At 53.9% G+C, this 25,576-nt stretch carries 21 protein-coding genes and 2 tRNA genes; 14 read left to right on the top strand and 9 right to left on the bottom strand.

The features are described from left to right. Positions 1 to 58 precede the first annotated feature (58 nt). Complete coding sequence (locus FRY97_RS01305) at positions 59 to 1,618, top strand: helicase HerA-like domain-containing protein (RefSeq protein ID WP_147165606.1); 1,560 nt, start codon at positions 59 to 61, stop codon at positions 1,616 to 1,618. Between the two features lie 83 nt (positions 1,619 to 1,701). Here the strand turns inward: FRY97_RS01305 and FRY97_RS01300 are convergent, their stop codons facing one another. From FRY97_RS01300 to FRY97_RS22260, 5 genes are all read right to left on the bottom strand, one after another. Next, positions 1,702 to 2,262: a thioredoxin family protein gene (locus tag FRY97_RS01300; RefSeq protein WP_147165605.1), complete on the bottom strand. Its 561-nt coding sequence runs from the start codon at positions 2,260 to 2,262 to the stop codon at positions 1,702 to 1,704. Positions 2,263 to 2,375: 113 nt separating this feature from the next. Then, entirely contained in the window at positions 2,376 to 3,431 is a 1,056-nt protein-coding gene (gene ribD / locus FRY97_RS01295) for a bifunctional diaminohydroxyphosphoribosylaminopyrimidine deaminase/5-amino-6-(5-phosphoribosylamino)uracil reductase RibD (protein WP_147165604.1), read from the bottom strand. Continuing rightward, positions 3,431 to 4,108 (bottom strand): tRNA (5-methylaminomethyl-2-thiouridine)(34)-methyltransferase MnmD, encoded by a 678-nt coding sequence (mnmD, locus tag FRY97_RS01290; RefSeq protein WP_147165603.1) that lies wholly within the window; start codon positions 4,106 to 4,108, stop codon positions 3,431 to 3,433. The genes ribD and mnmD overlap by 1 nt, the downstream gene beginning before the upstream one ends. Before the next feature lie 66 nt (positions 4,109 to 4,174). Then, a complete protein-coding gene (ytxJ, locus tag FRY97_RS01285) occupies positions 4,175 to 4,522 on the bottom strand; it encodes a bacillithiol system redox-active protein YtxJ (RefSeq protein ID WP_211356781.1) in 348 nt (115 codons plus the stop codon). Then, positions 4,523 to 4,687, bottom strand: coding sequence for a hypothetical protein (locus FRY97_RS22260; protein ID WP_170254444.1), 165 nt, complete (start codon positions 4,685 to 4,687; stop codon positions 4,523 to 4,525). A gap of 808 nt (positions 4,688 to 5,495) precedes the next feature. Here FRY97_RS22260 and FRY97_RS01280 point away from each other — a divergent pair. From FRY97_RS01280 to FRY97_RS01265, 4 genes are all read left to right on the top strand, one after another. After that, entirely contained in the window at positions 5,496 to 6,482 is a 987-nt protein-coding gene (locus FRY97_RS01280; RefSeq protein ID WP_147165602.1) for a pyruvate dehydrogenase complex E1 component subunit beta, read from the top strand. Between the two features lie 104 nt (positions 6,483 to 6,586). Continuing rightward, on the top strand, positions 6,587 to 7,360 hold the full coding sequence (locus tag FRY97_RS01275; RefSeq protein WP_211356780.1) for a sulfite exporter TauE/SafE family protein: 774 nt from the start codon (positions 6,587 to 6,589) through the stop codon (positions 7,358 to 7,360). A gap of 74 nt (positions 7,361 to 7,434) precedes the next feature. Continuing rightward, on the top strand, positions 7,435 to 8,007 hold the full coding sequence (locus tag FRY97_RS01270; RefSeq protein WP_147165601.1) for a porin family protein: 573 nt from the start codon (positions 7,435 to 7,437) through the stop codon (positions 8,005 to 8,007). Positions 8,008 to 8,359: 352 nt separating this feature from the next. Continuing rightward, a complete protein-coding gene (locus FRY97_RS01265; protein WP_147165600.1) occupies positions 8,360 to 8,659 on the top strand; it encodes an RNA recognition motif domain-containing protein in 300 nt (99 codons plus the stop codon). Positions 8,660 to 9,080: 421 nt separating this feature from the next. On the opposite strand, the gene FRY97_RS01260 is transcribed toward FRY97_RS01265, so the two are convergent. The 3 genes from FRY97_RS01260 to dnaA all read right to left on the bottom strand — a co-directional run bounded on the left by FRY97_RS01260 (position 9,081) and on the right by dnaA (position 11,111). Next, positions 9,081 to 9,155, bottom strand: a tRNA-Pro gene (locus FRY97_RS01260). A gap of 109 nt (positions 9,156 to 9,264) precedes the next feature. Then, a tRNA-Ser gene (locus FRY97_RS01255) sits at positions 9,265 to 9,353 on the bottom strand. Between the two features lie 291 nt (positions 9,354 to 9,644). After that, a complete protein-coding gene (gene dnaA / locus FRY97_RS01250) occupies positions 9,645 to 11,111 on the bottom strand; it encodes a chromosomal replication initiator protein DnaA (protein WP_147165599.1) in 1,467 nt (488 codons plus the stop codon). Between the two features lie 523 nt (positions 11,112 to 11,634). On the opposite strand from dnaA, the gene FRY97_RS01245 reads away from it, so the two are divergent. Genes FRY97_RS01245 through FRY97_RS01235 form a run of 3 tightly spaced genes read left to right on the top strand, consistent with a single transcriptional unit; the run spans position 11,635 to position 15,860 of the window. After that, complete coding sequence (locus FRY97_RS01245; protein ID WP_170254443.1) at positions 11,635 to 13,032, top strand: efflux RND transporter periplasmic adaptor subunit; 1,398 nt, start codon at positions 11,635 to 11,637, stop codon at positions 13,030 to 13,032. A gap of 12 nt (positions 13,033 to 13,044) precedes the next feature. Further along, entirely contained in the window at positions 13,045 to 14,361 is a 1,317-nt protein-coding gene (locus FRY97_RS01240) for an ABC transporter permease (protein ID WP_147165597.1), read from the top strand. A gap of 17 nt (positions 14,362 to 14,378) precedes the next feature. Continuing rightward, the gene (locus FRY97_RS01235) at positions 14,379 to 15,860 is read left to right on the top strand and encodes a TolC family protein (RefSeq protein ID WP_147165596.1); all 1,482 of its coding nucleotides are present in this window, start codon (positions 14,379 to 14,381) and stop codon (positions 15,858 to 15,860) included. Here the strand turns inward: FRY97_RS01235 and FRY97_RS01230 are convergent. Continuing rightward, a complete protein-coding gene (locus FRY97_RS01230; RefSeq protein WP_147165595.1) occupies positions 15,857 to 17,251 on the bottom strand; it encodes a tetratricopeptide repeat protein in 1,395 nt (464 codons plus the stop codon). The genes FRY97_RS01235 and FRY97_RS01230 overlap by 4 nt on opposite strands. A gap of 176 nt (positions 17,252 to 17,427) precedes the next feature. Here FRY97_RS01230 and FRY97_RS01225 point away from each other — a divergent pair, with 176 nt between their 5' ends. The 6 genes from FRY97_RS01225 to FRY97_RS01200 all read left to right on the top strand — a co-directional run bounded on the left by FRY97_RS01225 (position 17,428) and on the right by FRY97_RS01200 (position 25,575). Further along, positions 17,428 to 18,543: a T9SS type A sorting domain-containing protein gene (locus FRY97_RS01225; RefSeq protein WP_147165594.1), complete on the top strand. Its 1,116-nt coding sequence runs from the start codon at positions 17,428 to 17,430 to the stop codon at positions 18,541 to 18,543. A gap of 58 nt (positions 18,544 to 18,601) precedes the next feature. Further along, on the top strand, positions 18,602 to 21,379 hold the full coding sequence (locus FRY97_RS01220) for a PKD domain-containing protein (RefSeq protein WP_147165593.1): 2,778 nt from the start codon (positions 18,602 to 18,604) through the stop codon (positions 21,377 to 21,379). A 342-nt stretch (positions 21,380 to 21,721) separates the two neighbouring features. Beyond that, positions 21,722 to 22,609 (top strand): 3-hydroxybutyryl-CoA dehydrogenase, encoded by an 888-nt coding sequence (locus FRY97_RS01215; protein WP_147165592.1) that lies wholly within the window; start codon positions 21,722 to 21,724, stop codon positions 22,607 to 22,609. 188 nt (positions 22,610 to 22,797) lie between these two features. Continuing rightward, positions 22,798 to 23,628, top strand: a complete 831-nt coding sequence (locus FRY97_RS01210) for a glycoside hydrolase family 73 protein (RefSeq protein ID WP_147165591.1) — start codon at positions 22,798 to 22,800, stop codon at positions 23,626 to 23,628. Between the two features lie 94 nt (positions 23,629 to 23,722). Next, positions 23,723 to 24,268: a TRAP transporter small permease subunit gene (locus FRY97_RS01205; protein WP_147165590.1), complete on the top strand. Its 546-nt coding sequence runs from the start codon at positions 23,723 to 23,725 to the stop codon at positions 24,266 to 24,268. Positions 24,269 to 24,270: 2 nt separating this feature from the next. Then, positions 24,271 to 25,575: a TRAP transporter large permease gene (locus FRY97_RS01200; protein ID WP_147165589.1), complete on the top strand. Its 1,305-nt coding sequence runs from the start codon at positions 24,271 to 24,273 to the stop codon at positions 25,573 to 25,575. Position 25,576: the final 1 nt, after the last annotated feature.

Here is a 25,576-nt window from a genome sequence, read left to right as displayed (position 1 = left end):
TAGTGATAGCCCCTTTTTTCTTACTTTAGGGCCAATATTTCTGAAAAACCAATATAAAATGGCTGACCAAAACGCTTTCCTGGAGACGATTAGCCAGGGGTACTCTTTTAAAGGCCCTAGCATTGTACTGGGCGGGGCCATGCTCGGCAAGGAATGCCAGACTGGGCACCTTGTGCGCATACCGCTAAAAACGGTAAACCGCCACGGCCTGATTGCCGGGGCTACAGGGTCTGGCAAAACCAAAACGCTACAGATCATCGCTGAGCAGCTTTCTCAGGCAGGGGTCCCTTCTTTATTGATGGACGTAAAAGGCGACCTGAGCGGCATTGCGGTAGCAAGCAAGGGCCACCCCAAAATTGATGAGCGCCACGAGGCAATCGGCTACCCGTTTGAAGCCGGCAGCAGCCCCGTCGAGTTCTTGACTTTGTCTGATGAGCCGGGCCTCAGGCTTAGGGCCACTGTGCACGAATTCGGGCCTGTCCTTTTTTCCAAAATGCTAGGCCTCAACGATACGCAGGCTGGCATCATCGCGGTCTTGTTCAAGTACTGTGATGATGAGCAGCTGCCCTTGCTAGACTTAGCGGACCTGAAAAAGGTGCTGCAATATGCCATCAATGAGGGCAAAGAAGAGATGGAAGGGCGGTACGGGCGCATCTCGTCAGCTTCTGTTGGCGCCATTATGCGCCGGATCATCGAGCTGGAACAGCAGGGTGCAGAACGCTTCTTTGGCGAACGCTCTTTTGATGTAGATGATCTGTGCCGGGTTGATGCCGAGGGCAGGGGGATCGTCTCTGTCCTCCGCCTCACTGATATACAAGACCGCCCCAAGCTTTTCTCTACCTTCATGCTGCAGGTCTTGGCCGAAATCTATGCCAACTTCCCTGAGGAAGGCGACTTGGACCGGCCCAAGCTCGTGCTTTTTATTGATGAAGCCCATCTGGTTTTTGAAGAAGCTTCGGATGCCCTCCTAGACCAGATAGAGGTCATCGTCAAGCTCATCCGCTCCAAAGGTGTGGGGCTTTTCTTTGTGACCCAAAACCCTGCTGATATCCCGGAGGATGTCCTCGGGCAATTGGGCATGAAGGTGCAGCATGCCCTGCGCGCTTTTACGGCCAAAGACCGGAAAGCCATTAAGCTAGCGGCACAAAACTATCCGGACTCCGCCTTTTATGACGTAGCCGCGCTTGTGACCGAGCTTGGGATAGGGGAAGCGCTGTTCACCGCCCTCAATGAGAAGGGCATTCCCACTCCATTGGTGCATACCATGCTGCGGGCGCCCCAATCGAGGATGGATGTGCTGACGGCAGATGAGCTGAACGGTTTTGTGGGCCGTTCCCGCATCGCAGCCCGCTACAACGAACAGGTCAACCGGGAGAGCGCCGAAGAGATGCTCGCCAAAAAGATTGCACTGGCACAGGAAGCGGAGCAGCAGGCAGAGCTGAAAGCTCAACAGGAAAAAGCAGAGAAGGTTAGCTCCCGCAGAAGGCAGCAGGCAGAGCCAAGCACTTTTGAGCAAATCCTGAACAGCCCAACAACCCGCCAAATCGGGCGGACAGTGGCCCGGGAGCTGACCCGGGGGCTGCTTGGCGTACTGGGCATTACCAAACGCCGGCGTTAAGGGGGGCGCTCACGATAAAGGGGCAGGTGCGGACACCTGCCCCTTTATGTTCAGAAGCACAATTGGGAGGCCAGAGCTGCAGCTTATTTGTCACGGATAAGGCGGGGCTCAAACTGTTTCTGATAAATGGACCACGGTGTATTTTTGTAGTGGTCCTCTGCAAAATAAGTAAGGATGCGCTCGAACTCCTCTGGCGACTTGTACCCAACTATGGATTGGAGGAGGTTGCCTTCCTCATCTATAAAAACCACGGAAGGGAAGCTCATCCGGCCGCGCAGCAGCTCTGCCGCAAACTCATGGTACCCCCGCTTGCCAGAAGCGACGTATCCGTAAGTCTTTTCTTTATAAGTAATGGGCGCTTTGCGCTCCGCATCGAAACGGACCGGGTAGAAGTTCGCGTTGATGTATTCAGCTATGCCCGGTGCATTGAAGGTCTGCTGATCCATGCGTTTGCACCAGCCGCACCAATCCGTGTAAATATTAAAGAGGGTCTTCTTTTGGCTGTCCCCAACTTGATCGGCGACTTCCTCCCAGGTCATCCACTCGATGTCCTCTACGGTGGAATCGGCAATCGGCCCAGGCAGGAAGGCCAGGCTGGAGAAAATCGCAGCAGCAGTGGATATTGCACGAAACCAGTTCTTCATAAGTCGTTTTTACGGTGACTAAAGTAACAACAAACCAACGAAATAACGAAGGCTCAGGTGGAGCCGGTGGAGGGTTTTAAACTAAGTTTAACGAATAGGGCCCACCGGGCCATCTATGGCCGGAAGTACTGTGCAATATGGTCAGGGCCCAACTGGGCTTCGAAGGCGGGCGCTGTGCCTATTTCGGGCGCTTTCAGCCCTTGCCCCAAGTAGTTTTCCTGGCTGCTGAGGGCCAGCGCTTCATCCCAAAGCCCAAGGCCCAGCAGCTCGGCCAAGAGAGCAGCGCCCCCCTCCACCATAACGCTAGAGATTTTGGCTTCAGCAAGCCGGCGCAAGACCTGAGGGGCATAGCCTGCACCTTCTTCCAACCGGATGACTTCAACCCCTGTTGAGCGCCCGCGCCATTCTATATTTTCAGCAGCATGGGTAAAGAGGAGGGTCCGGCTGCTCCCGTCAAAAATGTTCAGCTCTTGAGGCAGGGACAAATCCCGGTCGTACACCACGCGGACAGGGGAGGGGCCATAGTAGAAGCGGTTGTTAAGGCGCGGGTTGTCCGTGCGCGCTGTTTGGGCCCCTACCCAGATCGCAGGGTGCTCGCTCCGCCATTTGTGCACCAGGCGCTTGGCCAACGGCCCGCTTAGCCATTGTTGCCGTTTGGGCAGTGGCGCTAAAAAGCCATCTGCGGATTGGGCATATTTCAACAAAACATAAGGCCGCTGCAGGGCCACGAAGGTATTCCTGGCCGCGCTCAGCCGCTGCCCTTCCTGGGCCAGCACACCCGTTACGACTTCTACCCCGGCTGCCCGGAGCCGCTCCAGCCCAGAGCCTTGTACCCCGGGGGTGAGGTCGGTACTACTGACCACTACCCGGCTGAACCCTTCCTTGAGGACGAGGTCGGTACAAGGAGGGGTATTGCCATAGATATTGCAGGGCTCTAGAGATACATAAAGGGTAGATGCAGGCAGGAGTGCGCGGTCTGCAGGACTGACGCTCCTTACTGCGTTCACTTCGGCGTGGGCTTGCCCGTAGGCTTGGTGATAACCCTCCCCCAAAATCCGCCCCTGATGGCAGATAACGGCCCCTACCATAGGGTTGGGCGCTGTGGAGCCGGCGCCCAAGCGTGCCAGCTCAAAACAGCGGCGCATAAAAAGCTCATCGGAAAGCCGCATCACAGTTTGGGTTTGACGGCCCGGGTCATCTCCCTTTTGCCGGGTGGCCCGGGAAGGGCTTCAATGGTAAAGCCCAGCCCTTTCAGGCAGCGCTTCACAGCACCTTTCGCACAATAGGTGACCAGGCGCCCGCCAGGCTTTAAAGCTTGGTACATACGCCCCAGTACTTCTTCGCCCCAAAGCTCCGGTTGTGCATTGGGCGCAAAAGCATCAAAATAAATTACATCGAACTTCGGCGCGGAGGCAAAGGCTTCGAAGCGGGCCTGCTGCTTTTCGAAAGTGAAATAATGGCTGAGCGCTGAAGGCTTGCCCCAAGGCATTTCGTGTATTGCGGCGAACAGCTCAGCTGCGCTTTCGCCAAGTACGGCTGGATAATTCAAGGATTTGGCTTGCTCTGGGGCGATAGGGTAAGCCTCGAGCCCAAGGTAGTATACTTTGCGCTTTTGGGCGGCAGCTTCCAAACCCGTGAGCAGGGCATTCAGCCCGGTGCCCAGCCCGGTCTCCAGGACAGCTACTTCCTCTGCCCCGGAAAGGAAAAGCGGGTAGAGGCCTGCCTCAAGGAAAACGTGCCTCGATTCCTGCACCGCACCATACTTAGAATGATAGCTGACACCATATTGGGTTGAAAAAATGGAGTGTGACCCATCGCTTGTCTCGAAGATTCCGCTTTCCTGCATTTTGATTCCAAAGTTTGGTCTGAAAAGCCAACTGCCGCAGCGCCCGCCAACCGCAAGGCTATGCCATCAGGCATTGACGGCTTCCTCAATCTGCTCTGCGCTGATGCCCATATGGGATGCTTCGTACACACATCGGCCCTCCCGGATAACCAGGACTTGTGGGGACTCATGCCGCACCCCGTACTCGAGGGCTATGGCATTGGAAAGGTCACGGTAGGCAATAAGGTCAAGGAAATAAGGCAGCACATCGCTCTCCGGAAGCTTCCAGCCTTTGTCCAAACGGTTCTTGGCCAATGCACTGATGCTGCAGCGGGTGCTGTGCTTGAATATGACACATGGAGTGTCCTCTGAATGTCGCTTGATCGCTGCCAGCTTCTCTCGGCTGTCGAGCGGTATCCAATTGATGTTTGCCATTTAGAAAATCAGGTTGAAGACGTGTGCAACAGTTGTAACAACTGAAGACAACGCTTCATCGGCAGAAAAGTTGGAAGGGCAGCCATAACCGCGGTTGCAGGATGACAGCGCGATAGCGGAAAGGAATGCGATAGCCGTAGCGGTGTTGCGGGATATTTTTTTCATCACGTTTCTTAGTTTAGGGGCCTTCTTTGGTTTTGTCCGGGCTGAAAACGGAACACGGGCGAGCCGTATTATGTTCTGCCGCAAAAATAGCAAAAAATAAGTAACCCTGCGCCCTGCCAAATCTTCGGTGGCCCGCTCCTTTAGCACCAATACATTTCATGCCCGGCGGGCACGCCAAGGTTGGGCGGAGATTGGGCTGTGCCTTGTAGGCCGTAAGAATGGGGCCTGCACCTGCCGTGAGGGCAGGTGCCGCTATGCTCCGGGGCTCGCTGTCCGCTCGGCCCCTCGCCCTACAGGCGTCGGGTCTGGCCTTCGGCCACCCCTTCGCAGCGCTAGGCCAATGCCAGGCTATAATCTGACAACTTAGGATTTTTGAAAATATGACGCTGCTATTTTTTCGGCTATCGAGACAAAAAACGTAGGCATAGCCTACACGAAGCGTGGGGATAAGGGGCTCCACGATGAAGTCGGCGAGGCTTTTTGGCGAAGAGAGACGGAAAAAGAGCAAGTCAGAATTCATAAATTCTGGGTTGTCAGGCTATAAAGCCCAAAAGCATAAACGCCTGCGACATTTTGGTTTACGCCCTTGACAAACTAGACCACGGTCTGGTTGTTATTACGGTCATATTGGTTATTTTTGCAAACCCTATGGGGCGGCTTCGGGTTGGCCCCAGCCAATCAGATAGGAAAAGCGCTACAGGAACTGGAAGCTGCCGAGCGGCGAACAACCTGCGCTTTTCGAAACAAAAACATACCCTTGCCTCTACCGGCACAGCTGGAAAGAGGCGTTTAAAAACAAAAAAGAAACATGGCAAGAAAACTGGCACTCCGCGATGCACTGAACGAGGCAATGTCTGAGGAAATGCGCCGAGATGAAACGGTGTTCCTCATGGGAGAGGAAGTAGCAGAATACAACGGCGCTTACAAAGTCAGTAAAGGCATGCTCGATGAGTTTGGCCCGAAGCGCGTGATCGACACCCCAATCGCAGAACTTGGTTTTGCCGGTATAGGCGTAGGGGCCGCAATGAACGGCTTGCGCCCGATCGTTGAGTTCATGACCTGGAACTTCGCAGTACTCGCCTTTGACCAAATCGTGAACAACGCGGCCAAGACGCTTTCACAATCTGCTGGAGAGTTTCAGTGCCCCATCGTTTTCCGTGGCCCTTCAGGCAGTGCGGGCCAGCTCGCACAGCAGCACTCTCAGACTTTCGAAAGCTGGATGGCGAATGTGCCTGGCCTCAAGGTCATCTCCTGCGTTGACCCTGCGGATGCCAAGGGGCTTCTCAAAGCTGCAATCCGGGACAACGACCCGGTCTGCATGATGGAGTCTGAAATGATGTACGGCTATGAGGCTGAAGTGCCGGAAGGGGAGTACCTGGTAGAGATCGGGAAAGCGGCAGTACGCCGTGAAGGCACCGATATCACACTGGTGACTTTCAATAAAATGATCTTCCCTACTTTGGAAGCTGCCGAGCTGTTGGCCAAGGAAGGCATTTCTGCTGAAGTGATCGACCTGCGGACCATCCGCCCGCTAGACCATAAGGCCCTGGTCGATTCTGTCAAAAAGACCAACCGAATGGTAGTCATTGATGAGTCTTGGCCTTTTGCTGGCGTTTCTGCTGAAATTGCTTACGAAATCCAGAAATACGCATTTGATTATCTCGATGCACCTGTGACCCGGGTAAATGCAGCGGACACCTCCCTGCCTTATGCGCCTACCTTGGTAGAGGCTTACCTGCCCAATGCGGCAAAGATCGTCGAGGCGGCTAAAGAGACGCTCTACCTCAACGCTTAGCCGTCTGGGCACATTTGCACAATAGGAAGCTGGCTCCAATCGGTTGTGGGGCCAGCTTTCGTATTTCATCACTACAGGCTTCTCCCCCTGGCCAATCTTGACAAGTGGACCTCTTGACCTCCCTGCTCGACAGCTACTCCTGGCAACAGTGGTCGGTGCTTTTTGCTTGCGCATTCCTTATCGGGATGGGGAAAGCCGGTATAAAAGGCTTGGGCATGTTTGTAGTGCCCCTGATGGCTGCTACCTTCGGCGGCAAGCCATCGGTCGGGCTTGTCTTGCCTATGCTCTCTATGGCAGATGTGTTCGCGGTGAACTATTACAGCCGGCATGCAGAGTGGGCATACATCAAGCGGCTGCTCCCTGCCGCAGTATTGGGTGTGGGCGTAGCCATTGTAGTGGGGCAGCTCGTGGCCGACAGTTCCTTCACCGGGCTGATTGCGGTCATTATCATTGGCAGCCTCGCCCTGCTGCTGCTGCAAGAAAATGCCTCCTTTTCCAAAATGCTTTCCGGGCACTGGCTCGGTGGGGCTGTCTTTGGGGCTATGGGGGGCTTTGCCACGATGATCGGCAATGCTGCGGGGCCTATCATGGCAGTCTACCTACTGTCTACCCGCATCCCCAAAAATGCCTTCATAGGTACTGCGGCCTGGTTCTTCCTGCTTATCAACCTTTTTAAAATCCCTTTCCACATCTGGGTCTGGCAGACCATCAACTGGCACAGCTTCCTGGCAGACCTCATTGCCCTGCCTGCTATTTTGCTCGGAGTCTTTACGGGCATCCGCCTCGTCCGCCTGATACCAGAAACCGCCTTCCGCTACTTTGTCATTGGGATCACTTTTATCATTTGCATCAAAATCCTTTGGGGGCTCAGCGCGTAAAATTGCCTAGTGTGACCTGATTCACCAACAAAATGCCAAGCCTGAGGCATTTTTGCAAAAAACAGTTACACACCATGCGTCACTACTGCACCCAAATGGGCATAGCAGCCCTGTTGCTGCTTTTCGCCCTGCCCAGCTTTGCCCAGCACGATGATGGCCAGGCCGAAGCGCAGGGCCACAACCAAAAGATCATCAACCGGCACAGCATTTTCCCGCACCTGCGAGCTGCAGCTTTTATCAGCCACACTTTCATCCCGGGCGTAGCTGAAGGCAGCCGTTTTGCCATCCCTTCTTATGGGCTAGATATTGAGTATTGGTTCGATGAAACTTGGGGGGTGGGGCTTCACAATGACATCGAGCTGGAATCATTCATTATCGAAGGAGAACAAGAAGAATTCCTAGAGCGCGATTTCCCCCTTGTCTCTTCCCTCGACCTCTTGTTCAAACCTTGGAAGGGCCTGGCTTTTCAAATAGGGCCAGGGGTGGAGATCGACAAACATGAAACCTTCTTGCTGTTCAGGCTTGGGGTAGAATACGAAATAGAGCTAGGCCACCACTGGGACCTGTACCCTACTTTCTTTTACGATACCCGCGAGGATTCGTATACTACCTTTTCTATCGGCCTTGGGGTTGGCAAAAGGTTCTGAGCGATTAAAAAAAAGTGTAGCCCGCTGCCGAAACAGCTGGGCTACACCCAAAAAAACAGTTACATCTTTGTGCAAGCTTGCAAAAAACAGCCTTGCCCTGCTCCCTCGTGCGCCGGGGGAGCTAATACTGCCGGGAAGGCATTTAAAGCTAATGCCAAAACAAAGATTTTGTCGACTTTTTGAAAAAAAAATGGCAAGTCCCGTTTTTTTCCCGTAACCTTGCACCAGATAAAATTAAGCCCAAGGCTAATCAGATTCCTATCCGGTTTTTCTCCTTATCCTTTCCCTTAGTTTTTTCGTTTTACTTTTTACTCGCTCTGCCCGCAATACGGGGAGGGCAAAATTCTTTCTTATGAATATTTTTGTTGCAAGACTGAACTACGACACCCAAGAAAATGATCTCCAATACGCATTTGAGGAGTTCGGAGCCGTAGATTCTGTAAAAATCATCATGGACAAAATGACAGGCCGCTCAAAAGGTTTCGGCTTTGTTGAAATGCCTAACGATGATGAAGCCCGTGCAGCTATCAAAGGCTTGGACAACGTCGAGCTTGATGGCCGTACAATTGTTGTGAAAGAAGCGGAACCACGCGAAAACCGCGGTGGCGGTGGCGGCGGCGGTGGCCGTGGCGGTTTCAGCAGAAGGTATTAAGATAAGCGCCTTTAGGCGCTAAATGATACACGCAATTATGAAAAGCCTTGGGGGTTCTCCCAAGGCTTTTCTCGTTGGTGCCGGCTGGGAAAAGCCTGGGCTTAAACGCGCGTAGCCTTGAGCTCCATAGTGGCAACGGACTAGCGCTGCGGAGGGGTGGAAGCCCGGAAGGGCCGAGCGGACAGCGAGCCCCGTAGCATAGCGACCCCTGCTGCGAGGCAGGGGTAGGCCCCACCAACAATACCTGTCTGCCTGCCCGCTCGGAGCGTATTGGATAGTGGCCTATTGGACTGCGAGCGCTACCTTTAGAATGTGGCAAAGGCCGGATGATATAAAGGGGAAAGCAGTAGGGTGGGGAGCGGAAGGAAGATGGGCAGGGGCAAAAAAAAAGGCCACCTTATAATAAGGTGACCTTTAAATGTCGGGGCGGCAGGATTCGAACCTGCGGCCCCCTGCTCCCAAAGCAGGTGCGCTAACCGGACTGCGCTACGCCCCGAAACTCTTCCACATTCTCATGGAATTGTGCCTTTCCTTCAAGGCGATGCAAAGATAAATGCTTTCCAGAGATTTACAAGAAAAATATTAATTTTTTTCTTGTTGTGGTGCGGTGACGGGGGGATTCGAACCCCCGATACCCCGTTAAGAGTATGCCAGTTTAGCAAACTGGTGGTTTCAGCCACTCACCCACGTCACCATGGTAAAAGAGTTGAAATAAAACAGCGGTAGTTTGCCGCTGCTATGCTGTTAGGCGGTGAAGCCTGTTTATGTCAATGATGCCGATAAATTGGGGGCAATTGCTTTTGCCCTTTCAAGTTGTATTGGCAGCTTACTGTACAACTCGTTTGTTGCTGTTTTCGTAAGCGATTGCAAAGATAAGTGGCCTGATCAAAAAACCAAACTATAAGGGCTAAAAAAAAGTGCCCGATGTAGCCTGATCCCATTAGTCAATTGACAATCAATGCATAGGATTTTAAAAAAAATCCAGCTATTGATCGTGCAAGCTCAGTTTGATTTTCTTTTCGAGCTCAGCCACTGTATCCTTAAAGATCATATCGGTCTCCATAAGGTCTGATACCGTTTTGCAGGAGTAGATCACGGTGCTATGATCGCGCCCACCGAAATTTTCGCCAATAGCCTTCAACGACTTGTCGGTCAGGTTTTTAGCCAGGTACATAGAAAGCTGCCGTGCGATGACGACCTGCCGTTTGCGGGTTTTCCCCTGCAATTTATCTACAGGGAGGCTGAAGTGCTCCGCAACCAGCTTTTGGATGTATTCTACGGTGATCTCTTTATTGATCTGTTTGACAAAATTGCGGATCACCTGCTTGGTCAGGTCCATATCGATTTCCCTGCGGTTGAGGGAAGACTGCGCCATAAGGCTGACGAGGACCCCTTCCAGCTCGCGGATGTTGTTCTGTATGTTGTAGCAGATGAATTCTGTCACATCGGCAGGCAGCTCAAGCCCTTCCCGGTTCATTTTAGATTCGAGGATGGCGATCCTCGTCTCGAGCTCTGGTGCTTGCAGGTCAGCGGAGAGCCCCCATTTGAATCGGGAGATCAGGCGTTCTTCCATACCGTCCAAGTCTTTAGGCGGCCGGTCTGAAGTCAGGATGATCTGTTTGCCGTTCTGATGGAGCTGGTTGAAGATATGGAAGAAGATCTCCTGGGTTTTCTGTTTGTTGGCCAGGAACTGAATGTCATCGACGATGAGCACATCTATCAACTGATAGAAGTTGACAAAATCGTTGACCGCATTATTCTTTATGGACTGAATGATCTGGTTGGTGAACTTTTCGCTTGAGACGTAGAGCACGGTCTTGGAAGGGAAGCGCGTCAGTACATCGTTGCCGATCGCATGGGCGAGGTGTGTTTTGCCCAGCCCAACATCCCCAAAGATGACCAAAGGGTTGAAAGAAGTGGTGCCCGGTTTTTTGGCAATGGCCAAGCCAGCAGAACGCGCCAAGCGGTTGCAGTCCCCTTCGATGTAGTTGTCGAAAAGGTAGTTAGGGTTGAGCTGGGACTCGACCTTTACTTTCCGGATGCCAGGAATGACGAAAGGGTTTTGGATGGACTGCGTGTCCACCATGCCAGGTGCATAGCCGCTCCCCCCTTTGGCCGCAGGTGCTTTCCCACCACTGTTGCTTACTTGGAACCCCCCATTTTTTGGGCTTGGCCCAGTGCCAGCAGCACTGCTGCCAGAGCTCATCAGGATCTGGTACTCCAGCCTGCCCCGGTCGCCGAGCTCGCGGCGTATCGTAGTCTTCAAGAGGTTGACATAGTGCTCTTCAAGCCATTCGTAGAAGAATTTATTCGGAACCTGTATCGTCAGTGCATTCTGATCAAGACGCACTGGTTTGATGGGCTCAAACCAAGTCTTGAAACTCTGCTGGTTCACATTCTTGCGAATGGTCTGCAGACAGTTACCCCAGACTGTTGCATGATCTTTAGTCATTCTGCAGTTTTAAAACTTAAAAAATAAGGTTTAGCCTCTGGCTGTTGCGCAATCACGCCCTGTTTGGCAAAGGCATACACCCAAAGTTTGGAGTATCAGCAAGTTAGTTGTTGAAAAATGCAGGTTGGATAACCGGGGTTAGCCGGTCCGGTCGTCGCATTTTTTCGGTGTTTTATCTGTGCCCTTCAATTATAGGAGGAGTACAAAGTTGGCAAAAATTATCCTGATATAAAACTCGTGTTGAAAAGTTTCCCCCCGTAAAAACATAACCGAGTTAGGGCATATTCGTACAGGCACTACTGTTAAAGGATTCAGCCCGCTGTGGAAAAACCCGCCCCTAGTGCTTTTTCACCAACACTCACTGTGGAAAAGTGCTCTTAAAATGTTGGTAATGTAGCAATTGGTTGTTTTACAGCTATTTATGCTTTAACCACTCGTTATCTAATTGTTAAGAAATGTATTTCTCCTGCCCGGCAGGACAATCTTTTCCTATTTTGCCCAATACACAATTTAACCGATGCCCATGCTGCGCTCTAAAGCTACAATCCCCGTTATACTGCTCGCCCTTGCAGCCATAGCTGCCTGGTATTTCTTGAGCAGCCCCGAGGCTGCCCCCCAGCAAGAATCCATCCGCTACGAAGTGCAGCCCGCTCCTTTTGTGATAAAAGTAACGGCGACCGGCGAGCTGGCAGCCAAGCGGTCTGTCAAAATCCAGGCTCCAGCGGGCATGAGGCCTGCAGGGATTTACGAAACCACCCTTTCCGACTTGGTGGCAGAGGGCACCGTAGTCAGCGCTGGCGATTATGTGGCCTCGCTCGACCGGACCGAGCTGGCCAGCAAAATGACAGATGCCCGCAGCGAGATTGAAAAGATACAAACCCAACTGGAACAAGCCCGCATCGATACCGCCATTGAGCTTAGGGGGATCCGGGACGAGCTGGCGAACTTGGTCTTTGCCAAACAGGGGAAACTGCTCGCAGTGGAACAGAGCAAGTACGAGCCCCGGTCTGTCATACAGCAGGCAGAGCTGGACCTTGAGCGCACGGAGCGCGACTATGGGCAGGTGCTCAAAAAATATGAGCTGAAGCAGCAGCAGGCCATCGCTAAGATCCAGGAAATCGATGCCTTGCTGCGGCAGCAGCAACGGCAGCTCAAAGTCTATGCTGACTTGTCTGATGAAATGACCATCTACGCACCGGAGCCCGGCATGGTCATCTATGCCCGCACTTGGCGAGGCAAGAAAGAGCCCGGCGCCAGGATATCGGCCTGGGACCCGATCGTTGCGGAGCTGCCAGACCTCAGCGATATGATATCACAGACTTACGTCAACGAAGTGGACATCAGCAGGGTACAAGAAGGGCAGGACGTCAAAGTGCAGGTCGATGCTTTCCCTGACCGGTCTTACACTGGCAAGGTCATCAAAGTGGCCAATATCGGCGAGCAGCTCAGCGGGTACGATGCCAAGGTCTTCGAAGTTATCGTGCAGGTCAACGAGTCCGACTCCATCTTGCGCCCTGCCATGACGACGAGCAACGAGATCATCACCGGTGTTTACGAAGGGCTGCTGTCGGTGCCCCTTGAGGCCCTACAGTCTGATTCGCTCCCCTTTGTTTACAAAGCAACAGGGGCGGGAGTCGTGCGCCAAGAGATCATCACCGGGCTGGCCAACGCAGATCAGATTGTTGTGGCTCACGGCATCGCAGCCGGGGATGTCGTGCTACTCAACCCTCCTGCCAACGCAGAAGACCTGCCGTTCGAGCCCTTGCCCGCAGCCGTCAAGCAGCGGGTCAGGGCACAGCTGGAGAAGGAAAAAGCAGAGCGGGAAAAAGAGGCTATGCGGCGGAAAGCCGAAGTCAAAAACATTGCCCCGCCCAGCAGCAACAACGGTGGTGGCGGTGGCGGCTTCATTATCATAGACTAAACCCGGCAACCCATGCAGCGTACCATATTCAATTTCATCCTTGCATTGGAAGGGGTCAATGCCAATAAGCTGCGCTCTTTCCTGACCGCGCTCGGCATTATTTTCGGCGTTGGCGCGGTCATTGCCATGCTAGCGATCGGCACAGGCGCCAAACAGTCTATCTTGGACCAGATGAAGCTCATCGGCACCAATAATATTGTCATCCGCTCGGTAGTGCCGCAGGCTGCTGAGGAAAGAGAGGGCTCCTCAGAAGAGGGGGAGAGCCCCAAAAAGCCGTATTCCCCTGGGCTGACCCTTGCCGATGCCGCCGCCGTTAAAGCGATCTTGCCAACAGCTGAGCGGGTGAGCCCGGAAGTGGTCTTGCCTGTTAGCATTGTCCGGGATGGGCGACAGGAAAACGGCCGCTGTGTGGGCATCGACAATGCCTTCTTCGAGCTCAACGGGCTTGCTGTCGGCCAAGGTATGGGCTTTCAGCCCTTGCACGCCGAGCAGGGCGCAGCGGTCTGCATCATTGGCAAAGAGATACAGAAGCGGTTCTTCAACGAAGAGAACCCCATCGGCAAGAAGATCAAATGCGGAAAAACCTGGCTGGAAGTCATAGGCGTGCTGGAAAAGCGCAACGCAGACCAAGAAAGCCTTTCTCAGCTTGGCATACGGGACTACAACGCTGATGTCTATGTACCTGTGACGACCGCATTGCTCCGCTTTAAGAACCGCTCCAAAATCACACGGGACGATATAGGGGAAGACAATGAGGACGGCAACGCCCCTTCCAACTACCATCAGCTAGACCGCCTTGTCATCCGCATAGACGAATCCAAAAACCTTCGCGCAAGCGCGGATGTCATCGCCCGCGCGCTCAACCGCAGGCACCTTGGCGTTGCGGACATCGAGATAGAAGTGCCAGAGCTGCTCTTGGAGCAGGAGCAGCAGACCCAAGACACCTTCAACCTGGTCTTGGCGGTCATTGCCGGGATTTCCCTCCTCGTAGGCGGTATTGGCATCATGAACATCATGCTCGCTTCCGTCCTGGAGCGGATCAAGGAGATTGGCGTCCGCCGTTCCCTGGGAGCCACCCGGAATGACATCGTCCTGCAGTTTCTGTTCGAGGCGGTCTTCATTTCTCTCATAGGCGGGGCTATAGGGGTTTTCCTGGGCGTTTTTTCCGCAAGGACCATAGCCGCTTACGCTGAAATCCCCACTATTGTGTCTGCTTGGTCCATCATCCTGTCCTTCGGCGTAGCCGCCAGCATCGGGCTGGTATTCGGCATCTTCCCCGCGCGGAAAGCAGCAGAACAAGACCCCATTAAAGCACTCCGGGCAGACTAGGCCCCAAAACCCTGATTATGCGAAAACTGAGCTTTATCCTACTGTTTTGCACCTTCTTATTCCAGCCAGCCTTTGCACAGCCCGATACCTTGCGTGCGGGGCTTTCAGAGATTGTGGAGATGGCCATCGGCGGTGCCCCTGACGTGCAGATCGCACAGACAGCAGTGAGGAACAATTTCTGGCGCTACCAGTCCTTTCTGGCCGATTACAAGCCTCAGATCAGCTTTGGCGCTACACTGCCCAACCTCAACCGCTCGATTCAGCCCATCACCCTGCCCGATGGCTCGGAGGCTTTCATCAACCGGGCTTTAATGAGCAACAGCGTCAACCTCAGCTTAGAACAAGATGTGGCATTGACCGGCGGCTCTATTTTTGCGCAGACCGGGCTGGAGCGGATAGATATCTTCAGGACGGCCTCCAATGATGGTTCCATTTCTTACCTCAGTACCCCTGTAGCCATTGGCTTCCAACAGCCCTTGTTCCAATACAACGCGCTCAAGTGGGAGCGGGAAGTACAGCCCCTGCTTTACGAAGAAGCTCAGCGGGCTTATTCAGAGGACATGGAAAATGTAGCCTATGATGCCGCCCTCCTCTTTTTTGATGTGCTGATCGCCCAGCTCAACTTAGAAGCGGCCCGCCGGGACAAGAGGGATGCCGACACCCTGCTCGCCATTTCAAGAGGGCGCTTTGAAGTGGGGCGTATCGCAGAGACAGAGCTCCTGCAAATTGAGCTCAGTGCCATGAACGCGGATGCTTCCCTGGCCAATAACGCGCTTTCCCTGCAGACCAGCTCAGAAGCCTTGAGGAACTTCCTCGGCATAGAAGAGGCGGTCTATTTCATCCCTCAGACCCCGGAAAACATCCCCGTCTTTACGGTTGACGCAGAGCAGGCCCTGCAACTCGCACAAGCCAACCGCAGCGAAACGGTAGCCTTCCAGCGAAGGATAAAGCAAGCCGAGCAAGAGGTAGCACGGGCTAAGGGGACTACGGGCCCTTCGGCCAATGTATCGGGCTACTTTGCCCTTTCCCAAACTGCCAATGCCTTTAATAATGCGTATTCAGACCCGCTCGACCAAGAGCGGCTGAACATCAGCCTCAATGTGCCTATTGCAGACTGGGGCAAAGCCCGCTCCCGCATTGAGATCGCCCGCTCCAACCAAGAGCTGACTGCCCTTCAGGTACAGCAAAGCCGTATTGCCTTCGAAAGGGAGATCCTCGTGAAGGTCCAACAGTTCGATCTGCAGCGGCAGCAAGTGAGCCTAGCGCTCCGGGCGTACGAAGTCGCCCAGAAACAGCTCGACATCACCCGGCAGCGGTACCGGGTAGGCAAAATCGCTATCGCAGACCTGAACATCTCGATCGGCCAGGAAGCCAGCGCACGGGTGGCATACGCCAATGCCCTGCGCAATTTCTGGCTCGCATATTATGACCTCCGGCGCCTTACGCTTTACGATTTTGAACAGCAGCGGAGCCTGCGGCGGGAAAATGCCCGTGGCTAAACCTGCTTCCCCCTTAGCTTTTGAAGGATCCAATCCCGGTTGTTGAGGGAAGGCAGAGATTGTACTTCCTTCTCCAAAAGAGGAAGGTGCTCTGGCAGGCTCTTTAGGGCGCGCAGCAATATGCGGGCAAAGTTCTTGTAAGGCTCACGGACTGCCACAGGGATTTTAGACTGCCGCCGCAAGAAGACCAGGAAAGCCCGGAGAGCAGCTTCGAGCGGGTCTGACTGCTGTTGTTCGTAGTAGATTTTGGCCAGCAGAGCCCGGCTCCCCAAGTTGTAGTGGATATCGGTGAACTCCACCCGGTGCAACTGCTGTAAGGCCTCATCGTAGCGGGCCTGGAAAAAATACAGCTCTGCGAGGTTGTAGTGCAGCGCATCTTCCTTCTCCGCCTCTGGCAACATTTTCGAATAGGCGCGCACAAAGCTTTCTACCCAGCCAAAACGCTTCAGGTTAAGCCCTATCTTGACCATGTTCTTGTAAGTCCAGGGCGAGAGCAGCCCGCCCTCGACTAAAAGCCCGCGCTTCAGCCCGTTCTCGTACAATTCAAAAAGGGGCAAAGCCCATGCCCGCTGCCCGTCCCTGATCTGCCCTATGCAATAATTGATGGCATAATACAGCAAGGCGCGGCTCTCTGAGCGGCCGATTTGGCTCTCCGCTGCTCTGTACAGCTGTAGGTACTCCCTGAATCTTGCTTCATGGCCTTCCTCTCCGCTCAAGATGTGGTAAAGGTTGCGGTACAATCCGATGAGCGGGGAATGAAAGCCAGCCCCATGCAAAACAAAAGAGGGGAGGTGGTATTCGAACTGTTCTTGCATCAGCTTTTCCCGGTTGAGCATAGCGCAGACATACTTCAGCTTTTGAAGCGCATAATGCTCATCGAGGGCATCAGACGCCTGCTGCAGGGCGGGGTCTGGCCGTCTCGTGTTCTCCTGCTGAAATGCCCGTTCCCTAAGGTCGGCCAGCAAAAAATCCAGGTGCCGTTTCCACGCTCCGTCCTTTTGCCGCGCATTAGCCCGTTCCCCTTGCCGGAGGGCCTGACGGAAATGCTTGGGGAGCCCGGCCCCCAATAGCGCCTCCGCACGCTGCCAGTGCTGCAGGGCCGGGCGCTGAGCCTGCCACTGCAACGCCATCCAAGATTCCACTGCCTTCAGGGCAAAGCTCATCGCCTGATTGATCTGCTGAAGGTTGAAAGGGGCCCTTGGATATACGGCGCGAAAAGCCTCCTCTTTGCTCAGCGCGCCGGCCGTGCCTGCACGTTCGCGCAGCAACTGCAACAGCTGCAAAGCATCTTTCGGAAGCCCTGAGGCAGTAGAGCCTGCATACTGCATCAGGCTGTCCCACTGAGCGGGGGAGAGGCGGGACAAGCTTTTCGCCAATTTGCTTTTTTCCATAGGCTAAAATGACTTTTAAATATTTTATCTATAGCCAATAATTTGTAAATCACTGACTACCAAGGTCTATTTTAGTAAAAATAGTAATAAAGGCTACTATTTATTTAAATTATTGTTGTTGCCAGGCCTAAATATGGCGGTTACATTTGTAACGTGAATTAAAACCATCCAGGAAAATGGCAAGATTACTTTGGATTTTGATAGGGCTCTGTTGCTGCTTTACGGCGGCTGAAGCCCAAGTATATCCTGGCGACACGGACAACAGCGGGCGGGTAGATCAGCGGGATATCCTCTACACCGGATATGCCTATGGCAGTATTGGGCCTTCGCGGCTGGTCACCGGCACAGCCTTTATGGAAATGCCAATCCCATTGCCTTGGGCTCAGGAATTCCCCGATGGCACCGGCTTTGCCTTTGCAGACGCAAACGGGGATGGGCAGATCGGCCTGCCCGACCTCTTTGCGGTCATTGCCAATTTTGGCAGTAGCCATGCTACGCCCCTTGAAGTGGACTATCCGGAGCCCATCCCTGGAGCAGACCCACAGATCAGGCTTTCGCCAAATGCCATCCCTGTGCCATTGACCGCCGGCTCTGCTATCAGTATTGATGTGGACCTTGAGTATCCTGAAGGGGGCGTTCAGGAAGTGAACGGGCTGGCCTACACCATCCGCTTCAACAAAAACTATATCCAAAGCATAGGGCTTCAGTTTAGCCCGCAGTGGCTGGGCGGCACACAGTCATCCTTCCGTTTCCAGGCTATAGACCCGCAGCAGACCGATGAGCTCGACATTGCGACGACCCGATATGGCAACGCCCCTTTCCCGGCGCAGGGGAGGGTCGGGCAGCTTTCCATTATCATAGAAGATGACCTCATCACTTTTATGGAAGCCGACAGCACAGAGGTGCTGATCGAGATTGCCGAAGTGATGCTGGCAGACGACAGCCTATCCTTGCTGCCCGTGAACACAGACAGCGTAGTGCTTACCGTATACAACCCCAATTTCCTCATTACCCGGCAGCAGGAAGCCCCAGGCTCATTGGGCCTGCGCTGTTTCCCTAACCCAAACAGCGATGGCACCGTCTTCCTTTCAGCACCTGAGCCTTTGGAGGCCGTGACGGTCACGAATGCTTATGGGGAAGCCGTGGAGCACTTTGTGTTAAACGGTAAACGCACGGCAAGGATCACAATCGGCAAGGGCGCCCCCGCAGCTGGGGTGTACTTCCTGCACGCACGGGCAGCTGGCAACCTTTCTGCCACCCGGAAAATTGTGGTCATAACCGATCCCCACTGATCCTGCACTTTAACCAATACACGCTATATTAATCATTTACAACAAATTACCTGGCTTTATGAAAAAAATGACATTCCTATTCAGCTGGCTCTTCCTGATGCTGCTACACCCTGCGCAAGCAGAAAACATGGAGGTGAGCGGCCGTGTCCTGTTTGGAGAAGAGCAAACGCCCGTTCCCGGCTTCCCCGTAGAGCTCGCATTCTTGGAGCAGAACCTTTTCCTACCCGCCATCACCGATGAGGGAGGCGCCTTCCACTTCGCTTTTGACTTTGACTTCAGCCCGGCAGTGCCAGCACTTATTGGGCAGCTGTCCGTTATGGACTTCTGTACAGGCCAAATTGTGGAAGTAGAAATTGCCCTGCTGCAAGACTTGCCGGTTGTGGCTGGCATCGACCTGGTGGTGTGCAGCGATTTGAACCCGCCGCCGCCGCCCGAGCACTGCGAAGCTTTTTTCTTTTATGAGCAGGTGGAGAGCGCGCCCTATCTCGTACAGTTCTACGACATCTCAAGCGCTTCCGCTGACATCGAGAGCTGGCTATGGGATTTTGGCGATGGGCAAACGTCAACCGAGCAGGAGCCCTTGCACGAATTCCCTGGCCCGGGGGCATTCCCTGTCAGTCTAACCATTTCAGCAGACACCTGCTCTTCCACCTTTCTGATGCATGTAGAAATATTCGAACAACCGGCCTGCGATTGCTGGAACCTGCCTTACGAGCCAGTCTGCATTGAGGTGGTACCCGGGCAGGTAGAGCTGTTCGAAAACTTCTGCTACGCGCAATGCGCTGGCTTTTCAGCAGCAGACTTGGCCGATTGTGGCGAACTCGGTTTTGACTTTTGCGAAGCCTATTTCTTTTACGAGCAGGGCAGTGATTCCCTTTCGGTTCAATTTTGGGACGCCTCCTGGTCTTTGGCTGACAGCATTACCATTTACAACTGGATTATGCCCACAGGAGAAGTGCTTGAAGGCCCATCGCCCACTTATGCTTTCCCCGCTGAGGGGGAATACGTCGTCATCCTTGAGATCACCACGGCAGGCGGTTGCAGCAGCATCTACGAAACCGTAGTGCATGTAGGAGGCGGTTTTACGGGCTGTGCCTGCGACGACGCATTCGACCCCGTTTGTGTAGCCAATGAGGCTGGACAGATCATAGTCCTGCCCAATGCCTGCATTGCAGTTTGTCTGGGCTATTCTCCATCAGATTTTCTGCCTGACTGTACGGACCCTTGCGATTGCGATTTCACGTACGACCCTGTATGTATCGCCACGCCTTCAGGCCAGACGATTGAATTCCCGAATGCTTGTTTGGCCGTATGCGAAGGCTTCAGCCCGGAAGATATAGTCGAATGCGAAGCGGTTGGCTGTGATGACTGCCCAGCTGTTTTTGCCCCCGTATGTGTGGTGCAGGAAGGGGATACCCTTACTTTTGAAAACAGCTGCTTCGCTTTGTGCACAGGGTTTACGCCAGATCAGTTCATTCAGTGCGACATCGCCCCTCCGTGCGATTGCGATTTCACGTACGACCCCGTCTGCGTCGCCACACCTTCAGGCCAGATCCTTGAGTTCCCGAATGCCTGCTTCGCAGCATGCGAAGGGTACGACGAATCGGTATATTATGAATGTGGAGGGACAGCAGGGTGTGAGTGCTATCAGGTTTATGCCCCAGTTTGTGTTACCCTCCCAACAGGAGACGTCCTGACCTTCCAGAACGATTGCTATGCGGAGTGCGCTGGCTTTGGCCCCGATTGGTATGAGCCCTGCGATGGCGGGGAGCCTTTCTGTGAAGCCTTGTTTGAGTCCTTTCCAGCAGATGCACCGGGAAGCGTGCAGTTTTTGGATTACTCTTTTTCTACCTCCCCAATCGTCTCTTGGGAGTGGGATTTTGCAGGGCAGGGCAGCAGCGTAGAACAGAACCCCGTCTTTATCTTTGAAGGGACAGGGATGGCTGAGGTCGTGCTTACCATCACCACTGAAGATGGGTGCACAAGCAGCCAGGCACAAACGGTGTTCATTGGGAACGGCGGCGCAGGCAATACCCCAGATTGCCAGGCGATGTTCACCTTTTCCCAAAATGCGGACAACCCGCTGTCTTTTGTGTTCGAAGACCTGTCAATGGGAGATGCCCAAAGCTGGTTCTGGAGCTTTGGGGACGGCAACAGCAGCACCTTGCCAAGCCCGGTACATACCTACAGCAGCCCCGGGCTTTACCTGGTCACCCTTACGGTAAACAACGGCAATTGCAGCAGCAGCCTGAGCATGCTCATACTGACCGATGCAGGCATTTTGTACGATACAGAATGCCAAGCGCTTTTCGTCCCCCTTCAGATCGATAGCCTCACTTATGCATTCCTGAACCTATCCAGTGATTTCGCTGCCACCTTCGAATGGGATTTTGGCGACGGCCAGACCAGCACAGAGCCCCTGCCTCTGCACACCTATGCTGCGCCAGGGAATTATGAAGCCACACTGACGCTGTCTACCCCTGACGGCTGCACCTCTGTTTTCACTATGGTGCTCAGCACAACCGGAAACGGCTTTACCGGGCAGCCCAGTTACCGGATTGCGACAGCCACAACGGGCCCGGAGCCAGCCGGAGCCAACGCCCGGGCGTACCCCAACCCAACCCGTTCAGCAATACAAGTGGTATGGGATAGGGCAGACGCAGGCCCGTTCAGCTATCAGCTCACCGATATGAGAGGGCGCATACTGGCCTCCGGAGAGGCGTTGCCTGGGCATGTGCCATTTGCCATAGATATGCAGCCCTGGCCTGCCGGCCTCTACCTGCTGCAGCTGCAGAATAAAAATGGTGCACAAGCACTGCGTATTGTCAAGCAGTAGGCGCACCGTCCGTTAAGGCGCAGGCCAGATTGCCGTTTTTGGGCCTGCCCAGCTTGCTTCGCGTGATGGGCTTGCCCCCTCCGTAAGGATAGGGGCCTGCCCCTGCCAGCGGGCAGGTGCCGCTATGCTACGGGGCTCGCTATCCGCTCGGCCCTATCGGGCCTGCCGCCCCTTCGCAGCGCTAGGCCAATCCCAGGCTAGAGCCCCAAAAGCATAAACGACTGCGACATTTGGGTTTGCGCCCGCCCGTTATAACGGCCACCCGGCTGTAGAACCCGCCCGCACGTCAGGTTACGTGCGGGCTTTTTCTTATCTTTGCCGCCTGAAAATAAAACCAGATTCATGAAAAATATCGCAGTAATCGGCGCAGGCACGATGGGCAACGGCATTGCCCACGTTTTTGCCATGAACGGCTACGCTGTCAACCTGATCGACATTTCACAGGAAGCGCTCGACCGCGCGCTGTCCACTATCACACGCAACCTGGACCGGATGGTCAAAAAGGAGCGCATATCTGAAGAGGGCAAGGCAGCTACATTGAGCAACCTCTCGCTCATCACCGATATGAGCAAAGGGGTTGAAGCTGCCGACCTTGTCGTAGAGGCTGCAACAGAACGGACAGACCTCAAGCTGAAGATTTTTGCCGACCTGGATGCCATGGCCCCTGCTCAAGCCGTGCTCGCTACCAACACCTCTTCTATTTCTATCACAAAGATTGCCGCAGCGACCAAACGCCCTGAGCAGGTCATCGGCATGCACTTCATGAACCCTGTGCCGGTGATGAAGCTGGTGGAAGTCATCCGTGGCTATGCTACAAGCGATGCTACAACCGAAGCGGTAATGGCCTTGTCCAAAAAGCTGGGCAAAGCTCCGGTGGAAGTGAACGACTATCCGGGCTTTGTGGCCAACCGAATCCTGATGCCGATGATCAACGAGGCGATTTATAGCCTTTATGAAGGGGTAGCTGGGGTAGAAGAAATTGACACTGTCATGAAGCTGGGCATGGCACACCCGATGGGGCCCCTCCAATTGGCCGACTTTATCGGGCTGGATGTTTGCCTTTCCATCCTTGAGGTCTTGCACAACGGCTTTGGCAACCCCAAATACGCGCCCTGCCCACTGCTGGTCAATATGGTGACTGCAGGCATGAAGGGGGTGAAATCAGGGGAAGGTTTTTACAGCTACAGCCACGGCACTAAAGAGCTTAGGGTTTCCCCAAAATTCCTATAACAGCCCTCCGGCTAGCCCGAACTTGCTTTTCAGGGTACAGCCTGCTTCAAAAAGGAGCAGGCTGTATTTGTTTTAAGCAAAATGTTTCAAGGTGTTGCTTTGTCCAATTAATTGTTTTACTTTTGCAATAAACAAAACAATTGAAACAACCCCTTTGAGCTATAAGCCCAAAGGCAAAACAGAAGGCCATGCATCACACCACAAACGCTAAAGAAGGGCATGCGGCAATCACCCTGCAGGCCCTTGCCAACTCCCTGCGCCGCAATTGGCTGAATGGCATCCTTTTGGGGCTCGCCCTTTACATTGTTTTTTTCAAGAACATCAGCATAACGTTCAACCTTAGCGGGGCATCATCAGGCAGTACGGCCCCTGCCGTATACGAGGCAGCCAGTTATGCGAAACCTGCTGCCCTAAGGGGCCCTACAAGCACAGACCATGCTTCAATCCTGCCCAATCCTGCCCCAAGGTGGGACGAGCGCAGCGCTGATGATTTCCCCAACCTGACTTTTGTGCTCCGGCCGGGCTATGCCGCGCAGCTCCGCATCCGGCCAGAAATACCGGAGGCCAAAATGGGCATCTGCCAGCGCTACATCCAAACGTATAAAGGCATTGCTATCGCTGAGATGGAACAATATGGGGTGCCTGCAAGCATTACGCTCGCCCAGGCCCTCCTCGAATCTGATGCAGGCAGCAGCGAGCTCGCGTTAGCGTCCAACAACCATTTTGGCATCAAGTGCAAGGCCAAATGCCTGGGCTGTACTTGTAGGAATTATGCAGACGACGACCAATACGATATGTTCAGGGTCTTTGAGTCGCCCGAAGAGGGGTTCCGCGAACACTCTATTTTATTGCAAGGGGAAAGATACCTGCACCTCCAAAACCTAAATATTACCGACTACCGTTCTTGGGCGGAAGGGATCAAAGCGGCAGGGTATGCCACAGACCCTGCGTATGCAGACAAGCTGATCCGGATTATCGAGGCGTTGGGCCTTAGTGTCTACGATCAGCTCGGGGCATAATCCTTTTCACAAGGTATTGAGAAGTGCCGCAGCTTCACTATCTTTCATGCGCCCTGTTGCACTTATGGCAGGCAGTAACCAATCTCGATATGGCATGAAAGAGGCGCTCGCAAGGATATCCAAGGCCATACACTACCTCAACGAGAGGGTAGGAAGGGCAGTGTCATGGCTGACGACAGCGTTGATGCTGCTCGTTGTTTATGATGTGGTGGCGAGGTATTTCTTCAGCGAAACCCAAGCTTGGATCATGGAGCTTGAGTGGCATCTGTTCGGGCTGATCTTCCTATTCGGCGCCGGGTATGCGTTCAAGCACGATAAGCACGTCAGAGTAGATTTGTTTTATGCAAAGTTCAGCCCCAAAGATAAAGCTTGGGTCAATTTCACCGGTGGGCTGTTGTTCCTGTTGCCATGGGCTGCGGTAATGGGCTATACTTGCTACGAGTTTGCTGTGCTGTCTTTGAAGGCAGGGGAAGGCTCTCCAGACCCAGGCGGGCTGCCCGCACGCTATCTGATCAAGTTTGCGATGGCGGCTGGCATGTGCCTGTTGTTTTTGCAAGGGCTGGCGAGCATTATCGATAGCTGGCTGGTGCTCAGGGGGTACCCTGGGGCTCAGCCTGAAGAAGCCCTTAAAAGAGATTGAGCATGGCGGTCCTTGCAATCTTGCTGTTCATCAGTATTTTCCTACTGATTTTATATGGCTACCCGGTCGCTTTTACGCTCGGCGGCATCTCCATACTGTATGCATTCTGCTTTATCGATTCAGGGGCATACATATCCCTCGCGCCTCGGGTGATGGGCGTAGTGAGCAATTATGTGCTGTTGGCTGTCCCACTGTTCATTTATATGGGCATTATGCTGGAGAAATCAGGGCTGGCAGAAAGGCTCTTGGAAACGATGGCGCTTTTATTTGGGCGGCTCAAGGGGGGGCTAGCCATCAGTGTGGTCCTTGTAGGTGCCCTTTTAGCAGCCTCCACAGGGATTGTAGGGGCCACGGTCATCACTATGGGGCTCATCAGCCTGCCTACCATGCTGAAGCGGGGGTACAGCCCTGAGCTGGCTACCGGGACCATAGCGGCATCTGGCACCCTGGGGCAAATCATACCGCCTTCGGTCGTGCTTGTGCTCTTGGGCAGTGTACTGAACGTGCCAGTAGGTGACCTGTTCGCAGCAGCTTTGCTGCCGGGGCTGTTGCTCGTGCTCGTGTACATCGGCTACATTCTCGTATTGGCCCGGATAAAGCCCGAGGTAGCCCCTGGAATGCCGGAAGAAGAGCTCCGGGCTTTTCGAAGCAAGGGCTTTGGCCGTCAGATAATACAGGCATTCTTGATGCCCATGCTGCTGATCGTAGCAGTGCTCGGGTCCATATTTGCAGGGGTCGCTTCTCCTACAGAGGCTGCAGCAGTTGGGGCATTGGGCGCAACCCTGCTTACTGCCCTGCAGAAGCGGCTGAGCCTAGAGACCCTCAGGGCTGTCATGCAAGAGACCACTCACCTGACCAGCATGGTCTTTATCATTTTGCTGGGGGCTACAGTCTTTTCCTTCGTGTTCCGGGAGCTGGGGGGCGACGCCTACCTTGTAGGCCTGATCGAACAAGCAGAACTGAGCCCAATGGCATTCTTGGCACTTGTCATGCTGGCCGTGTTCGTTGCAGGTTTTTTTATTGATTTCATCGAAATCGTATTTATCATCGTGCCCGTTGTTGCGCCAATATTTGCCTCCCTTGGCATTGACTTGGTTTGGATTGGCGTACTGCTTGGGCTCAACCTGCAGACTTCCTTCCTGTCCCCCCCATTTGGGTTTGCCCTCTTTTATTTGAAAGGGGTAGCCCCTGCGGGGGTGACTACTCAGCATTTGTACCGGGGCATTGCCCCATTTGTCGGTGTCCAGCTCTTGTTTCTAGCTGTAGTCATATTTTTCCCAGAAGTCATTTATTGGCTATGGCGATAGG

The organism is Phaeodactylibacter luteus (assembly GCF_007993045.1).
Lineage (GTDB): Bacteria > Bacteroidota > Bacteroidia > Chitinophagales > Saprospiraceae > Phaeodactylibacter > Phaeodactylibacter luteus.
The sequence above is the reverse complement of the archived record's forward strand: the minus strand, read 5'-3'. Positions and strand labels throughout refer to the sequence as shown.

Excerpts from the sequence above, each read along its gene's own strand:
- FRY97_RS01305 (WP_147165606.1), top strand. The coding sequence starts at position 59 with ATGGCTGACCAAAACGCTTTCCTGGAGACGATTAGCCAGGGGTACTCT.
- FRY97_RS01300 (WP_147165605.1), bottom strand. The coding sequence starts at position 2,262 with ATGAAGAACTGGTTTCGTGCAATATCCACTGCTGCTGCGATTTTCTCC.
- ribD (WP_147165604.1), bottom strand. The coding sequence starts at position 3,431 with ATGCGGCTTTCCGATGAGCTTTTTATGCGCCGCTGTTTTGAGCTGGCA.
- mnmD (WP_147165603.1), bottom strand. The coding sequence starts at position 4,108 with ATGCAGGAAAGCGGAATCTTCGAGACAAGCGATGGGTCACACTCCATT.
- ytxJ (WP_211356781.1), bottom strand. The coding sequence starts at position 4,522 with ATGGCAAACATCAATTGGATACCGCTCGACAGCCGAGAGAAGCTGGCA.
- FRY97_RS22260 (WP_170254444.1), bottom strand. The coding sequence starts at position 4,687 with ATGAAAAAAATATCCCGCAACACCGCTACGGCTATCGCATTCCTTTCC.
- FRY97_RS01280 (WP_147165602.1), top strand. The coding sequence starts at position 5,496 with ATGGCAAGAAAACTGGCACTCCGCGATGCACTGAACGAGGCAATGTCT.
- FRY97_RS01270 (WP_147165601.1), top strand. The coding sequence starts at position 7,435 with ATGCGTCACTACTGCACCCAAATGGGCATAGCAGCCCTGTTGCTGCTT.
- FRY97_RS01265 (WP_147165600.1), top strand. The coding sequence starts at position 8,360 with ATGAATATTTTTGTTGCAAGACTGAACTACGACACCCAAGAAAATGAT.
- dnaA (WP_147165599.1), bottom strand. The coding sequence starts at position 11,111 with ATGACTAAAGATCATGCAACAGTCTGGGGTAACTGTCTGCAGACCATT.
- FRY97_RS01245 (WP_170254443.1), top strand. The coding sequence starts at position 11,635 with ATGCTGCGCTCTAAAGCTACAATCCCCGTTATACTGCTCGCCCTTGCA.
- FRY97_RS01240 (WP_147165597.1), top strand. The coding sequence starts at position 13,045 with ATGCAGCGTACCATATTCAATTTCATCCTTGCATTGGAAGGGGTCAAT.
- FRY97_RS01235 (WP_147165596.1), top strand. The coding sequence starts at position 14,379 with ATGCGAAAACTGAGCTTTATCCTACTGTTTTGCACCTTCTTATTCCAG.
- FRY97_RS01230 (WP_147165595.1), bottom strand. The coding sequence starts at position 17,251 with ATGGAAAAAAGCAAATTGGCGAAAAGCTTGTCCCGCCTCTCCCCCGCT.
- FRY97_RS01225 (WP_147165594.1), top strand. The coding sequence starts at position 17,428 with ATGGCAAGATTACTTTGGATTTTGATAGGGCTCTGTTGCTGCTTTACG.
- FRY97_RS01220 (WP_147165593.1), top strand. The coding sequence starts at position 18,602 with ATGAAAAAAATGACATTCCTATTCAGCTGGCTCTTCCTGATGCTGCTA.
- FRY97_RS01215 (WP_147165592.1), top strand. The coding sequence starts at position 21,722 with ATGAAAAATATCGCAGTAATCGGCGCAGGCACGATGGGCAACGGCATT.
- FRY97_RS01210 (WP_147165591.1), top strand. The coding sequence starts at position 22,798 with ATGCATCACACCACAAACGCTAAAGAAGGGCATGCGGCAATCACCCTG.
- FRY97_RS01205 (WP_147165590.1), top strand. The coding sequence starts at position 23,723 with ATGAAAGAGGCGCTCGCAAGGATATCCAAGGCCATACACTACCTCAAC.
- FRY97_RS01200 (WP_147165589.1), top strand. The coding sequence starts at position 24,271 with ATGGCGGTCCTTGCAATCTTGCTGTTCATCAGTATTTTCCTACTGATT.